Annotated in this window: 7 protein-coding genes; 3 read left to right on the forward strand and 4 right to left on the reverse strand. The window is 65.4% G+C overall.

Translation table 11 applies throughout. The features are described from left to right. The first annotated feature begins 185 nt into the window (after positions 1–185). On the forward strand, positions 186–8474 hold the full coding sequence (locus JLK41_RS09790; RefSeq protein WP_210390922.1) for a retention module-containing protein: 8289 nt from the start codon (positions 186–188) through the stop codon (positions 8472–8474). A 108-nt stretch (positions 8475–8582) separates the two neighbouring features. Beyond that, positions 8583–8924 (forward strand): hypothetical protein, encoded by a 342-nt coding sequence (locus JLK41_RS09795; protein WP_047587477.1) that lies wholly within the window; start codon positions 8583–8585, stop codon positions 8922–8924. 72 nt (positions 8925–8996) lie between these two features. Here JLK41_RS09795 and lapD read toward each other — a convergent pair whose 3' ends face one another. The 4 genes from lapD to JLK41_RS09815 form a co-directional block, all read right to left on the reverse strand. Further along, positions 8997–10943, reverse strand: coding sequence for a cyclic di-GMP receptor LapD (gene lapD / locus JLK41_RS09800; protein ID WP_175254248.1), 1947 nt, complete (start codon positions 10941–10943; stop codon positions 8997–8999). Between the two features lie 10 nt (positions 10944–10953). Then, on the reverse strand, positions 10954–11634 hold the full coding sequence (gene lapG / locus JLK41_RS09805) for a cysteine protease LapG (protein WP_037054232.1): 681 nt from the start codon (positions 11632–11634) through the stop codon (positions 10954–10956). Positions 11635–11706: 72 nt separating this feature from the next. Beyond that, positions 11707–12105 (reverse strand): YbaN family protein, encoded by a 399-nt coding sequence (locus JLK41_RS09810; RefSeq protein ID WP_037054230.1) that lies wholly within the window; start codon positions 12103–12105, stop codon positions 11707–11709. A gap of 37 nt (positions 12106–12142) precedes the next feature. Beyond that, positions 12143–12727 (reverse strand): UPF0149 family protein, encoded by a 585-nt coding sequence (locus JLK41_RS09815; protein WP_037054229.1) that lies wholly within the window; start codon positions 12725–12727, stop codon positions 12143–12145. A 167-nt stretch (positions 12728–12894) separates the two neighbouring features. On the opposite strand from JLK41_RS09815, the gene recQ reads away from it, so the two are divergent. Continuing rightward, a complete protein-coding gene (recQ, locus tag JLK41_RS09820; RefSeq protein ID WP_047587487.1) occupies positions 12895–15027 on the forward strand; it encodes a DNA helicase RecQ in 2133 nt (710 codons plus the stop codon). The last annotated feature ends 11 nt before the right edge of the window (positions 15028–15038 follow it).

Here is a 15038-nt window from a genome sequence, read left to right on the forward strand (position 1 = left end):
TCATCTGATGGAGTAGTTCGACGCATGCTGTGGTGACATTTTATTGTCAGTCGCGTTTTTCTGGATTTTGCGCCGTTCCATTTCAATCAGCTGTCAGGGCTTGTCCCCCGACTTCGAAAAGGTGTTCTGACCCTTTCGGTAGGTACGTGTCGGCGGTGGTCGGCAGCTGTAGTGAGGATGGAATCATGGCTACTCTCATCGGTATCGTCAGTCAGGTTGTCGGCGAGGTTTTCGCGGTAGCGAGCGACGGATCGCGCCGGCCTGTCAGCGAGGGCGATCGCGTCTACGCAGGGGAGCAACTGGTGACCGGAGCAACCGGCGCCGTGGCAGTCTCCATGACCAACGGTCAGCAACTGACCCTTGGCCGCGATAGCAGCATCACGCTCGACGCACAGATGCTCGCGTACCGGGGTGAAACCCAGGCACCGGTGGTCGAGGCGCCACAGCCTCCCACCGACGATGACCTGACCGACGTCGAGCGCTTGCAGGCCGCGATCGAGGCTGGCGATGACCCGACCCTGCAGGGCGAGGCGACTGCCGCCGGTCCGGGTGCCGGTGCAGGTGGCGCGGGTGGTGCCGGCGGTGGCAACTCTTTCGTGCTGCTGACCGAAGTGGGCGGCGCACTCGATCCGGTCATCGGTTATCCAACCGAGGGGTTTAACAGCGGCCCTGAATTCCCCGATGGCGAGCCGCTAGCGACTGCTGATGCAGCGGCCGACGGTATTCCCACCACCAGCACGGCGAACAACGCCGTGGATGAAGAGGGGCTGGCTGGAGGAATCGTCGGTGGTCCTGGTGACCTGGACGGCGAACCGACCCAGGTCAGCGGCTTGCTGGGCTATGACTTCGGTCCGGATGGCGCCGGCTCCTTCACCTGGTCGAGCACCGGCCTAGTCGAGCAGAACCTGAGCTCGGGCGGCGTGACGCTGAGCTATACGGTGAGCGACGATGGTCTGACCCTGAGTGCACAGGCTGGAGGTAACCTGGTATTCGTGGTGCAGCTCACCGACCTGGTCAGCGGCGCCTACCAGTTCGAACTCTTCGCTCCGCTCGATCACCCCGCCGGGACGCTGGGCGGCAGTGACGAGAACGATATCCTGCTCTCGCTCGGCTACAGCATCACCGACGGCAGCGGTACGCAGATCGGCGGCACCCTGAGCATCCTGGTCGATGATGACAGCCCGCAGCAGATTCTTGGCGACGACCGCCCGCAGGTGGCAGGCCTGGTACACGAGGATGTGCTGCCCGGCGGCAATGCCGAGCCCGGCAGCGTGCCGGCGCAGACCAGTGCGTTCTCCGGTGCCGCTGGTAGTCTCGATGCGCTGGTCGACTTTGGCGCTGACGGGCGCGGCAGTTTCAGCCTGAGCACCGAGCCAGGCGCATTGTCAGGCCTGCAGGCGCTCAACCTGAGCTCCGGCGGTGTGGCGCTGAGCTACAGTGTCTCGGCCGATGGCGGCACCCTGAGCGCCAGCGCCGCTGGTGCGCCGGTGTTCACCCTGGTGGTGGGTGCCGATGGCAGTTACAGCTTCACCCTGCAGGGGCCGCTTGATCATCCACTGGCCAATGGCTCCGATAGCGAAACTCTCGGTGGCAGCAGCCTGGCGCTGGACTTCTCGGCGCTGCTGCTGGCCACCGACTTCGATGGTGATGCCGTCGCGGGCGGCTTTGCTTCCGGCAGTTTCGTCATCGACATCGAGGATGACGTCCCGACGCAGGCCGGCGCCACCGGCCAGGCCGTGATCGGCCTGGTGCACGAGGACGTGCTGAGCAATGGTAACGCCGAAGGCGGCGGCCAGGTGCTGAGCGTCAGCGGTGGTGCGGGCACGCTCGACGCACTGGTGAGTTTCGGCGCCGACGGGCGCGGCGGCTTTGCCCTGAGCGGCGCGCCGGCGGCGCTGGCGAGCCTGCAGGGGCTGGGCCTGAGTTCTGGCGGTGTGGCGCTGAGCTACAGCGTCTCGGTCGATGGCAGCACCCTGAGCGCATCGGCCGGTGGCGCTCCGGTGTTCACCCTGGTGGTGGGCAGCAATGGTAGCTACAGCTTTACCCTGCAAGGGCCATTGGATCATCCGCTGGCCAATGGATCGGATATCGAGAGTCTCGGTAGCAGCGGCCTGGCGCTGGACTTCTCGGCGCTGCTGGTAGCCATCGACGGTGATGGTGACCCGATCGTTGGCGGTTTCTCCGCAGGACGTTTCGTGATCGATGTGCAAGATGACGTGCCCATCAGCAACTCGTTCTCCGAGGTCGGCGGGGTATTCGGCCTGGTGCACGAGGACGCTCTGGGCAACGGCAATACCGAAAGCGCCGCGCAGGTGCTGAGCGTCAGCGGCAGCGTCGGCAGCCTCGGCGCCCTGGTCAGCTTTGGCGCCGACGGCCCCGGTAGTTTCTCCCTGAGCAGCTCGGCGGGCGCCTTGTCCGGCTTGCAGGCGCTGGGCCTGAGTTCCGGCGGGGTAGCGCTGAGCTACAGCGTCTCGGCCGATGGCAGCACCCTGAGCGCCACGGCCGGAGGCGCACCGGTGTTCACCCTGGTGGTGGGCAGCAACGGCAGCTACAGCTTCACCCTGCAAGGCCCGCTGGATCACCCGCTGGACAACGGCTCGGACCTCGAGACCCTCGGTAGCACTGGCCTGGCGCTGGACTTCTCGGCGCTGCTGGTGGCCACCGATGGTGATGGCGACCCGCTCGCCGGCGGTTTCCCGGTCGGCAGCTTCGTGATCGACGTCGAGGACGATGTGCCGCTGATCAACGAGCTGTCCGAGGAGGGCGGGATATTCGGCCTGGTGCATGAAGACGCGTTGGGCAACGGCAACCGTGAAAGCGTCGACCAGATGCTGAGCGTCAGCGGCGAACCCGGCACCCTCGATGCGCTGGTCAGCTTCGGCGCCGACGGGCGCGGCGGCTTCAGCCTGAGCACTGAGCCGGGTGCGCTGTCCGGCTTGCAGGCGCTGGGTCTGAGCTCGGGCGGAGCCCTGCTGAGCTACAGCGTCTCGGCCGATGGCAGCACCTTGAGTGCAACAGGCGCCGGCGGCGCGCCGGTGTTCAGCCTGGTGGTAGATACCAATGGCAGCTTCAGCTTCAACCTGCAAGGCCCGGTCGATCACCCGCTGGCCAATGGTTCGGACGCCGAGACCCTCGGTGGCAGCAACCTGCGGCTGGACTTTTCGGCACTGCTGCTGGCCACCGACGGTGACGGCGACCCGGTCGGCGGAAGCTTTGCCCCCGGCAGCCTGGTGATCGATATAGAAGACGACGTGCCGACCCTCAGCGTCGGCCTGGATGCCGAGAGGCTGGAGCAGCTGGACATCGTGGTGGATGAGACGGTGGGAGCCTCGGACCGCTATGCCAGCAATGACGACACCGACACGCCCTATGTCAGCGATGACGTCACAGGCGCGCTGGGCCAGGTGACCACGCAGATCAGCGGTGGGCTGGGCGCACTGTTCAGCCTCGGTGGCGCAGCCGGCGCCGACGGCCAGGCTGCGCTGAGTGGCACGCTGAGCTTTGCCGGCGTGCCGGCCGGCGGGCTGGCCACGACGCTGGTGGCGGTGGACGGCGGGCCGATCACGCTGTTCGTCGATCCTCTCGACAGCAGCGTCATTCTGGGCCTTGACGGTACCTCGCAGACGGTGTTCTCGATCGCCATCATCAACACCGGCGACGGGCCGCAATTGCAGACCACCCTGTTCGAAGCGCTGGTGCACGACGACAACGATGCGCGTTTCGACGAGGTGGCCAACCTGCGAATCGACGGCGTCGGGGCGCTGGAGCTGGTCTATGAGGTGACTCGTACCGATGGCGATGACGACGCCATCAGCGCGACCGGTCGTCTGGAGCTGGCCAGCAGCAACGGCGGATACCTGTCGTTCCAAGACGACGGCCCGCGCGCCGATGTCACTCGCGCGCCCCATGCGCTGGATGACGAGGGCCTGGTCAACGGTATAAATGGCGGCACCGGCGACGTTTCCGGGACCAACACCCAGGTCAGTGGCACCCTGGTGTTCGACGCTGGCGTCGACGGCCTGCGCAGCATCGCGCTGACGGGGCCAGAGGTCCTGGGCACAGAGGCCGTTACCTCGGTCTGGAATGCTGCCACCAACACGTTGTCGATCAACAGCAGCCGTGGCCTGCTAGTGAGCGTGACGCTGACCGATCCGGCGCTCGGCGAGTATAAGGTCGAGCTGCACCAGGCGCTGCGGCACCCCAGCGGGCTGGATGAGAACGACATCGATCTGCAGATCGGTTACGTCGTCACCGATGGCGACGGCGACAGCGCCACCGGCCAGCTCCAGGTCACTGTCGACGATGACACCCCGACCATGCAGGCCCTGCAGCCGGGGCTCGAGTCGCAGGTTACCTACCTGGGCAGTGATGCCGGCTTCTCCAACAGCTATGGCTACTACAGCGTCGATGGCAGCGGCAATCCTCTAGAAGGTGTGGTGATCTGGTCCGACGTTCACCTTGAAAGCGTGGGCGCCAGCTTCGACCTGAGCGGGCTCGATCCCAGCAACGTGGGCTTCTTCATCATCCCCAATGGCGGCCTCAATGCCGACTTGGTCAACGGCTCGCCGGTGACCTTCGAACTGGATGGCAGTGGCCAGTGGCAGGCCATGCTGGGCGGCGTGCCGCTCGTCGGTGATGGCGGAGCCAACGTGCTGTTTGACCGTGCCGAGTTCAACCCCGGCGGTTCGCACCTGCAAGACAATGCCTTGCCGGGCAACCAGAACTGGGAGGACCTCACCGAGAGCCCGGACTACGACTACAACGACGTCAGCACCAATGTCAGCTGGGGCCTGGCGTTGCAGGTCGACGAGACCCTGCTCGGCACCCCTGATGCCACTGCCAGCGTGGACTTCAGCTCGGCGTTCAACGGTGAGTATGGCGCTGACGTGCCGGGTGATCTGACCTATGACTTGGTGGTCAGCGCCCAGGACTCCGGGCTGCTCGACACGGCCTCAGGTCAGGCCGTGATGCTTTCGCTCAACGGCAACCAGGTCGAAGGGCGGACCCAGGTGGGCGGCGACCTGGTGTTCACCCTGGCCGTCGACAGTGCCGGGGTGGTCACACTGACTCAGCTGCGAGCCATCGTCCATCCCACCTCGCAGCCCGATGAACTGCTGCTGCTTGGCGCCGACAAGGTCGGCCTGCAGGCCACGATCACGGATTCCGACGGTGACGAGGCCTCGGCCAGTATCGACCTGGGGCTGGTGATGGGCTTCCGCGACGACGGCCCGAGCGCGCAGGATGACGTGCTTGCCGGCGAGGTGCCGCGTACTGCGCAGGACCTGCAGGTCGGGCATATCGACGACCTGCTCGGTAATGACAGCTTCGGCGAGGACGGCCGGCCCGATGTCACCCCGGTGCAGATCATCGGCCTGGGCAGCCAGGGCGGCTCCCTGGAGATCGATGCCGCTGGCAACCTGATCTACAGCGCGGCAGCCGGGGCGACCCAGGGCAGCGAAACCTTCACCTACCGCATCAACGACCGCGATGGCGACAGTGCCACGGCGACCCTGACCCTCAACCTGGCGGCGGGCGATCCGGTAGGTGGTGACGGCGAGGGGCTGGTCGACGAGGACGGGCTGCTCTACGGTATTGCCGATGGCCCCAATGATGCTGACGGAGAAAACGCCAGCACGAGCGGTACGCTCGGCTACGAAGTGGACAACTTCGGCAGCTTCGCCTGGGACCCCAGTGCCCTGGGCAGCCTGAGTTCCGGTGGCCTGGCGCTGTCTTACCAGCTGAGCAACGACGACCAGACACTGACAGCGTTCGACGAGAACGACGACCCGGTATTCGAACTCGAACTGACCGATCCGGCGACCGGCCAGTACCGCTTCGAGCTGTTCCAGCCGTTGGACCATCCGGCGCCGAGCGTGCCGGGCACAGCCGATGAAAACGACCTGCTGCTGAACATCGGCTACCAGGTCTGGGATGCCGGCGCGCCGACGGCTCCGGCCAGCGGCAACCTGGCCATCACCGTCGACGACGACTCGCCGGCTAGCCCGGACGATATCGAGCGTTCCACCAGTGAGCCGCAGGGCATCGATACCAACCTGATGGTGATACTGGATCTGTCCGGCAGCATGGACAATGCACCGCCCGGCGTCAGCGCTTTCGATACCAAGCTGGCGTTGGCCAGGGACGCGGTCCAGCGCCTGGTGGACAGCTACGACGGACTGGGCGATGTGATGGTGCGGATCGTCACCTTCAACTCCAGTGCCAGCCCTGTCGGAGGTGTCTGGATGACCGCCGCCGAGGCGCAGAGCTGGTTGAGCGCACTGAGCGACAATGCCGGTAATGGTTCGACCAACTATGACGATGCGCTGATCAAGGCCATGGACGCCTTCGGCTCCGCTGAAAAGCTGACCGGCAGTGGCGTGCAGAACGTCGCCTACTTTCTCTCCGACGGCCAGCCGACCCTGTCCAATGCCAATCCCAGCGGCAACGACGGCGGCCAGTACAACCCGGAACTGGGCGACGGTATCGATGCCGTCGAAGAGGCGGCCTGGACCAGTTTCCTCGACACCAATGACATCCGTGCCTTCTCGCTGGGCATGGGCCTGGGCAGCGCCCTGGACAAGACACTGCTCGACCCCATCGCCTATGACGGCATCACCGGTACCAACACCGGCGCCATCCTGGTGTCTGACCTGAACCAGCTCAACGATACCCTGCAGGGCACCGTCAGCGGCAGCGAAATCAATGGCAACCTGCTCAGCGAGGGGGGCAACGGCTTCGGCGCCGATGGCCACGCGGCGCAGCCGATCTTCTCCATCGTGCATGCCGGCATGACCTATGGCAGCGGCTCGTCAGACTATGACGGCAGCACCCAGACACTGACTTTTACCACTGACGGCGGTGCGACCTTCAGCGTCAACCTGGTCACCGGCGACTACAGCTATCGCTTCAACCAGGACGTGGCTGAGGATCTGAGTGAAACCTTCCGCTACACCCTGGTCGACGGTGATGGCGACGGCGTCAGCGCAGACCTGGTCCTGACCATCACCGACAGCAGCGAGGTGCAGGCCTACGACAACTACAACGTAGCCGAGGTCAATCAGGAACTGGTCGACCCGAGTCCGGTCGTCACCGTGCTGGCCAACTTCTCCACCAGTAGCAACAGCTCAGTGCCCGGCAATCCCTGGATCTTCGATGCCAGCAACGACTTCCTGCCGTTCGGTGATGAGCGTACGGTGGTCGAGAGCACCGACGTGCTGAGCGTGCCGGCAAACCGCTGGGGCGTTAGCGATATCGCCGGCAACAACAACAGCAATGGTGTCCGGGTGCAGAGCGGCACCCTGCAACTGCGCGATACCGACAGCAGCGCCGGGGACAGCACCCTGGTCGCCACGCCTTCGTTCAGTATCGACAGTGGCGCCATGGGGACGCTGTCGTTCGATGTCGATCAGGGCGCCGATAATCCCGGCGATCAGTTCAGCTGGCGCCTCTACAGCCAGTCCGGCAGTGGCTGGAGCGCGGTGAGCGGTGTCAGCAGCGAAATCGATGGTTCGACCATCCGCCTGCTGGACCTGAGCGAGGGTACCTATCGCCTGCTCTTCGAGGCCAACGACGTCAGTTCCGGCTCATCCAGATACCGCGTCAACATCGACAACATCACCCTGGTGACGGTGGCTGCGGGGATGCTGGTCGACACCGCTGTGGCCGCTTCAGGCAACGTGCTGACCGACCCCAGCCCATCGGGTAATGTCGACAGCAAGGGCAGCGAAGGGGCAGTGCTGAGCATCTGGGATGGCAGCAGTTTCATTGAGGTGACGGGACCGACCACGGTGGCTGGTAGTTGGGGCAGCCTGGAAATCGACAGCGACGGGGCCTACACCTACACACCCGAGGCCGACCATGACAATGCCGGCGAGGAGGACAGCTTCATCTATCGCCTGACCCAGCCTGACGGCGACATGAGCGAGGCCAACTTGGTCATCGCCATCACCAGCGATACGCCGGTACTGCCGATCGCGCCACCGGCGCCCGAGCCGATCACGGTACCCGACGATACACCCGATGACGCTGGCGGCAATGTCTTGCAGGGGCTGCTCGGCGACGACCGCTTGGAGGGGACCGATGCCGACGAGGTATTGATCGGTGCGACCGGCGACGACGTGCTGATTGGCGGTGGGGGGAGTGACACCTTCGTGTGGAATGCCGGTGACCAGAGCGGCAATTATCACGATGTGGTCATGGACTTCGCGGCTGACGATGCCCTGGATCTATCCGATCTGCTGGTCGGGGTGACCGATGCTGGCGATGCCGACGAGCTTAGCCATTACCTGAGCTTCGACTTCGACAGCGATCCCGGAAGCACGGTGATCAGCATCTCAAGTACGGGCACGGTGGAAGACAGTGCGACCATCGACCAGACCATCACCCTGGCCGATAGCATCGTTGGCGGTGGCTCCGGCAGTAGCGTTGTGGAGATAATCGACAGCATGCTGACCAACCACCAGTTGGTGGCCTGACCGCTCCGAGCGCTCACCACGGTTTCCTTGGCGAGCGCTCTCAACTAGAGTAGGCCCGCTGCCATACTTGGCAGCGGGCTTTTCTACGTGTGGTTGCGGGAGGCACGGATGGTATACGTACAGCGCGATGCGGCAGGGCGCCTGCTGAGAGTCGATCATCAACCGTTCGACGGCATGACCGAGACCCTGGCAGTCGAAAGCGAAGAACTGCACAACTGGCTGGCCGCCAAGGAGGAGGTCAAGGCCCGCCTGGATAGCCTGAAACAATCCGACCTGGAGCTGGTGCGGGTACTCGAGGACGTCGTCAGCGTGCTGGTGGAGCGCGGTGTCATTCGCTACACGGACCTGCCTGAAGCGGCGCGCCAGAAGCTCGACCAGCGTGCCATCGCCCGTGCCGAAATCGAAGGTCTCAGCGGCCTGCTCGGCGACGACGAGCACCATCTGGTCTGACTCCCGGCGCTGCATCGCCTGCCCCGCAGCGCACGAGGGCCATGCCGCTGCGTCTGATCGGGGCGCCGGTCTCTAGCGATCGCTCCAGGGGGTGGGCGCACCGATCAGTCGGCCCATGGCCCCGTGGATGCCAAGTTCCGCCAGCACCGCGAGCTCTCCCTGCGTTTCCACCATCTCGGCGATCAATGGCAGGTCGATGCTGTTGGTCGCGCGATAGATGGCTTCGATGAACAGCCGCTTGTCGCTTTCCTGATCGATGGCCCGGATGTAGGTGCCGTCGATTTTCAGATAGGCCAGGCCCAGGTGCGTCAGGTTGCCGATCAGGCTGAAACGACCACCGAAGTGCTGCAGCCCCAGGTTGAAACCAAGCCCCCGAATGCTCTGGCTCAGGGCCTCCAGCTCGGCAGGCGGTGGCAGATAGTGTTCGTCGATCTCCAGCGTCATCAGGTGCGCCAGCTCGGCATGACGGGCGAGGACTTCCAGCAGGCGGGCCTTGTCCGTGGCGTTGCGCAGCGTGGCCGCAGAAAGGCTCAGGGCCAGCGGTCTGGGATGTCGCGCCAGGTGCTGCAGGCTGTGTTCGAGCATCGCCAGGTCGAAGCGCGCGGACCAGCCCAGGCGCTCGATCCAGGGCAGGAAGCGGCCGGCAGTGACCGCCTCGCCCTGCGCGTCGAGCAGGCGCGCCAGTACCTTGTACTGCATCACCGTGCCGCCGTGGCATTCGGCTACCGGCTGGAAATACAGCTGCAGCTTGCCCTGGTTCAGCGCGTCGTCGATCCAGCCGCGCCAGTCGTGCAGGCCCTGGTTGCTCTGCGCAGTGAAGTCGTCCAGGCGTGCCCAGCATCTGTCCGTGTGGCTCTGCGCCTGGGCCAGGGCCTGATCGGCGCGGCCGAGGACCGCAGTGGCCTGCTCGCCGGGGCGAAAGGCGGCGATGCCCAGGTGCGCGACCGGCTCGCAGTCACTGGCACCGGTCTGCTTCAGGCTGTGCAGCGCGTCGCTGATCTCGTTCGCCAGGTGGTCCGCATCGTCGCCGCTCAGGCCCGGGGCGAGCAGGGTGAATTCGCCGCCACGGTTGCGCGATGCCAGCCACTTGCTGCGCCCCGGAGCGCTCAGCAGGTTGCGCAGTTGTTCGCCCAGCGCCTCGATCAGGGCGTCGGTGCGTTGTCCGCCCAGGCGCTGGTTGAGACCGGCGAGATCGTTGACGCGCAGCAGCAGCAGGTAACCCTCGGCGTTCTGTTCGCTCTGCACCAGCTGATTGTTCAGGCGGATATCGAACTGGCGGCGGTTGGCCAGCCCGGTGAGGCTGTCCTGGTAGGCCTCGGCCCGCAGCTTCTCGCTGCGCGCGGCTTCCTCGGCGAACAGCGTCTTCAGCTTGTCGACCATCTGGTTCATCGCCAGTACCACGCGCTTGAGCTCCGGCGTGCGTGGTACCCGCGGCAGGGTGAGGAACTCCCGGCGGGTGATGGCCTGTGCCTGACGCACCATGTTGTCCAGCGGACGCAGCTGCGTGCGCAGCAGCCAGCCGCCGAGGATGGCACTGACCAGGCCGCAGAGCAGCAGCCAGAGCAGGCTGCCGATGGCACTGTCCCAGAGCCTGGCCAGGGCGAACTGCGGATGACTGAGCACCTCGACCCGCGCCGCCTGCTCCCAGCCGCGCATGATCAGCGCATCGCCGCCCTCGGGTTGCAGATTCACCAGATCGATGAACCAGCCCGGAACGTTCTCCGGCCGGGCGTCGTTGCTGCGTTCGACCACCACCTTGCCTTCGGCGATGTCGACCACGCGGATGCTGGCGAAATAACCGCTGTCGAAGATCGAACTGACCATCAGTTCGAGCATCGCCGGGTCGTCGACATGCGGTGCCATCGACAGCCCCAGGGCGGTGGCGGCGTCCTGGGCGTGCGAGCGCAGCTGGCTGAGCAGTTGCTCGCGCGAGGTCTCGACGCTGGCCACGAAGCTGCCGGTGAAAGCCACCACGAGGAACAGGCAGATGGCCAGGAACAGTTGCTTGAGTAGAGACATGTCTTTCCTCCTAGCCTTCGCCCACGGCGAAGCCCTCGGCACGCATTTTTTTCAGGACGTCCTGCCAGCGCGAGAGCTTCTTCGAGTCGCTCTTGCGGGCGTTCGAACCCGGCAGGTAGAGCCCTTCGGCGTTGAAGGCGTACACCGGGAGCAGGTCCTTGCGCTGGGACGCGGGACGGATGTCGTTGATCAGGTTGTCGAGCACCAGCGGCTCGGCTGTCGGGCTGGCGTAGTAGGTCAGCACCATGTGCGCCTGGTTGTAGTTCAGGGCCTTGACGTAGGTGATGCGCAGCTTCTCGCTAGGAATGCCGAGTCGGCGCAGGGTGAAGTACTTGGCCAGGGAGTAGTCCTCGCAGTCACCGGCACCCTTGACCAGCGCCTCGACCGGCGTGGCCCAGTAGTCGTTCTCGCGCCACAGCTTGATGTCGTCGACGAAGCGAAACTTGCGGTTGAAGAAGCGATTGACCTCGTTGAGCTTGTCGGCCTCGGTCAGCGCTGCGCTGCTCTTGATCAACGCCTCCCAGTCGAGAATGCGTTCGCGCGCCGGTCCGAGGTTGCCGTAGCGACTCTCGGCATTCTTGAGAATCAGCGCGAAATCCCAGTCCGCCAGCGACAGGCCGGCCAGCAACCCGCCGCCGATCGAGAGGATCAGCAGCCGCCACCGCCATCCCTGAACGCGTAGCCGTCGCATGGGGTCGGGTCTCTGGGTCTGATCGAGGAAGTCTAGGCGATGGGCTGGCAATCTGCCGGCCGCAAGACACGGTCAGCGGGTGCGCAGGGTTTTCTGCTTGAGGATGTACAGGCTGACCAGCACGGCGCTGGTCAGCATGAAGGCGCGCGCCCAGGGCAGCGGCACCAGGTAGCAGGAGAGGGCGATGCTCGCCCACATCAGCAGCAGGGCATAGACCTTGCCCTTGAGCGGGATGCCCTGGCCTTCGAGGTAGTCGCGAATCCATGGACCGAGGTGCCGATGGGTGACCAGCCAGATGTAGAAACGCCGTGAGCTGCGCACGAAGCAGGCCGCGGCCAGGAGCAGGAACGGGGTGGTGGGCAGCACCGGCAGGAAGATGCCGATGACGCCCAGGGCCACGCTCAGCCAGCCGATGCCCAGCAACAGGTAACGGACGCTGCGGTGGCGGCTGGGCTGGATATCACGTGGCATGGGCGGAAACAGCCGGGTTGACCCCGGCCGTGGCCAATCAGTGGCGGGGCTTGAGCAGCGCCGGCTTTTCTTCCGGTGCCTGGCACAGCAGGAACAGGGCGGTTAGCAGTTCCGGGATCTGGTCGATCATGCTGTCGACCAGGTCGCGGTCACGGGCGATCTCGGCGAATTCCTGCTGCTCGTCGAACAGACCGGAGCCGACCATGATCGGCAGCAGCAGCTCGCTGACTTCGTCTTCGGCGTCCTCGAACCACACGGCTTCGCGCAGGAACACACCTTCCATGAAACCGATGCACCAGCCGCGCAGGTCGGAGTCGTCCGGCTCGTCGCCCAGGTCCAGGTCGCAAGGCAGCTCGGGTTCTTCCTCGCCAGCCAGCTGACGGGCGATATGCGCCTTGAGGTGAACCAGGGTGCTTTCGATCTCTTCGCGCTCGGCGTCGCTGCGGTAGTGCGGCGGCTCGGCGAACAGGGCGTCGATCCACTCGCGCTCGGGCACCTGGTCCGGGCAGATCGACAGGGCGGTGAGGTAGCCATGGGCGGCCACATAGTCCAGCGCTTCTTCGTGCAGCTCGTCGGCATCGAGGAAGGCTTGCAGGCGGGACAGTTGCTCAGCGAAGGACATCGTGGGGCTACCTTGAAGGATTAAACGAGGCTGGATTCTAGTCTACACGGGGCCTTGCGGCCATAGCGGCAAGTCCGAGGGGGCAGAAAAAGAACGGCTTCGGACGGGGTGAGGAACCGTCACCGGCAAGAGTGCGGCATAATAGCCGGCTTCATTCGGAGGCCTTCATGCTCGACCACGCCCAGCGCATTCTCAAAGACGTTTTCGGCTACGACGCCTTTCGCGGCAATCAATCCGCGATCATCGAGCGCGTGGCCGGTGGCGGCGATGCCCTGGTGCTGATGCCCACGGGCGGCGGCAAGTCGCTGTGCTATCAGGTTCCCGCGCTGATGCGCGACGGCCTGGCCGTGGTGGTATCGCCGTTGATCGCGCTGATGGACGACCAGGTCGCGACGCTGGATGAGCTGGGTGTGGCGGCCGTGGCGCTGAACTCCACGCTGAGCCCCGATGAGCAGCGCGAAATCGCCGATCGCATCCGCCGTGGCCAGATCAAGATGCTCTACCTGGCTCCGGAGCGCCTGGTGCAGGCGCGGATGCTGAATTTCCTGCAGGGCCTCGACATCGCCCTGTTCGCCATCGACGAGGCGCACTGCGTGTCGCAGTGGGGGCATGATTTCCGCCCAGAGTACCTGCAGCTCGGCCAGCTCGCCGAACTGTTCCCGGCGGTGCCGCGCATCGCCCTGACCGCCACGGCGGACAAGCGTACCCGCGAGGAGATCGTCCAGCGCCTGCACCTGGAGCATGCCGAGCGCTTTCTCTCCAGCTTCGACCGGCCCAACATCTTCTATCGCATCCAGCCCAAGGATCAGCCACGCAAGCAGTTGCTGGGCTTTCTGGCGGCGCGCAAGGGCGATGCCGGCATTGTCTACTGCCTGTCGCGCAAGAAGGTCGAGGAGGTCGCCGATTTCCTCAGCAGCCAGGGCTTCCCGGCGCTGCCTTATCACGCAGGCTTGCCCAACGAGCTGCGGGCCTACCACCAGAAGCGCTTCCTCAATGAAGAAGGCCTGATCATGGTGGCCACCATCGCCTTCGGCATGGGCATCGACAAACCCAACGTGCGTTTCGTCTGCCACCTGGATCTGCCCAAGTCGCTGGAGGCCTACTACCAGGAAACCGGTCGTGCCGGGCGTGACGGCCTGCCTGCCGATGCCTGGATGGCCTACGGCCTGCAGGATGTGATCTTCCTCAAGCAGATGCTCAACAACTCCGAGGGCGACGAGCGCCACAAGCGCATCGAGCAGCACAAGCTCGACGCCATGCTGGCCCTCTGCGAGGAGACCCGCTGCCGGCGCCAAGCGCTGCTGGCCTATTTCGACGAGGTGCTGGAACAGCCCTGCGGGCATTGCGACAACTGCATCGACGGCGTCGAAACCTGGGACGCCACCGAGCCGGCGCGGCAGGCGCTGTCGGCCATCTATCGCAGCGGCCAGCGCTACGGCGTCGGCCACCTGGTGGACATCCTGCTGGGGCGTGACAACGAGAAGATCCGCGCCTCCGGTCATCAGCACCTGGCGGTGTTCGGCGTGGGCAAGGGCTTCTCCGAGGTCGAGTGGCGCACCCTGTTCCGCCAGTTGGTCGCGCGTGGCCTGGCCGATGTCGACCTCGAGGGCTTCGGTGGCCTGCGCCTGGACGAGAGCTGCCGGCCGCTGCTGCGAGGCGAGGTTACCCTGCAACTGCGTCGCGAACCCAAGCCGGCGCAGGCGGTCAAGGCCTCCAGCAGTGCGGCCAGCCAGCTGGTGCAGGGGCATGAGCGGGAGATGTGGGAAGCCTTGCGCAGCCTGCGCCGCAAGCTGGCCGAGGAGCACAGCGTGCCGCCCTATGTGATCTTCCCCGATGCCACCCTGCTGGAGATGCTGCGCAGCCAGCCGGGCTCGCTGAGCGAGATGGCCGAGGTCAGCGGCGTGGGCGCGCGCAAGCTGGAGCGCTATGGTCAGGCCTTCCTCGAAGTGCTGGCTGGCAACGCCCAGGACGAGGCACCGGCGCCGGTCGCGGACCTGCGTCACGAGCTGGTCAGCCTGGCACGCGCCGGCATGACCCCGGCGCAGATCGCCGGCCAGCTCAATTGCAGCGAGAAGAATGTCTACAGCCTGCTCGCCGAAGCCATCGCGCAGCAGCAACTGAGCCTGGAGCAGGCGCTGGACCTGCCGGAAGAGCTGCTGGGCGAGATCCAGGAGAGCTTCCTCGACGGTGAGGGCGAGTTGCCGGCGGTCAGTGAGATCGCGCCGCTGTTCGCCGGGCGGGTCGACGAGGCGGTGCTGTACTGCGTGCGCGCGGCCCTGCAGGCCGAGTTCGAACTCTAGCGGTTGGCTGT

The organism is Ectopseudomonas khazarica, assembly GCF_017915135.1.
Taxonomy (GTDB): domain Bacteria; phylum Pseudomonadota; class Gammaproteobacteria; order Pseudomonadales; family Pseudomonadaceae; genus Aquipseudomonas; species Aquipseudomonas khazarica.

Excerpts from the sequence above, each read along its gene's own strand:
- JLK41_RS09810 (WP_037054230.1), bottom strand. The coding sequence starts at position 12,105 with ATGCCACGTGATATCCAGCCCAGCCGCCACCGCAGCGTCCGTTACCTG.
- JLK41_RS09790 (WP_210390922.1), top strand. The coding sequence starts at position 186 with ATGGCTACTCTCATCGGTATCGTCAGTCAGGTTGTCGGCGAGGTTTTC.
- lapG (WP_037054232.1), bottom strand. The coding sequence starts at position 11,634 with ATGCGACGGCTACGCGTTCAGGGATGGCGGTGGCGGCTGCTGATCCTC.
- JLK41_RS09795 (WP_047587477.1), top strand. The coding sequence starts at position 8,583 with ATGGTATACGTACAGCGCGATGCGGCAGGGCGCCTGCTGAGAGTCGAT.
- lapD (WP_175254248.1), bottom strand. The coding sequence starts at position 10,943 with ATGTCTCTACTCAAGCAACTGTTCCTGGCCATCTGCCTGTTCCTCGTG.
- JLK41_RS09815 (WP_037054229.1), bottom strand. The coding sequence starts at position 12,727 with ATGTCCTTCGCTGAGCAACTGTCCCGCCTGCAAGCCTTCCTCGATGCC.
- recQ (WP_047587487.1), top strand. The coding sequence starts at position 12,895 with ATGCTCGACCACGCCCAGCGCATTCTCAAAGACGTTTTCGGCTACGAC.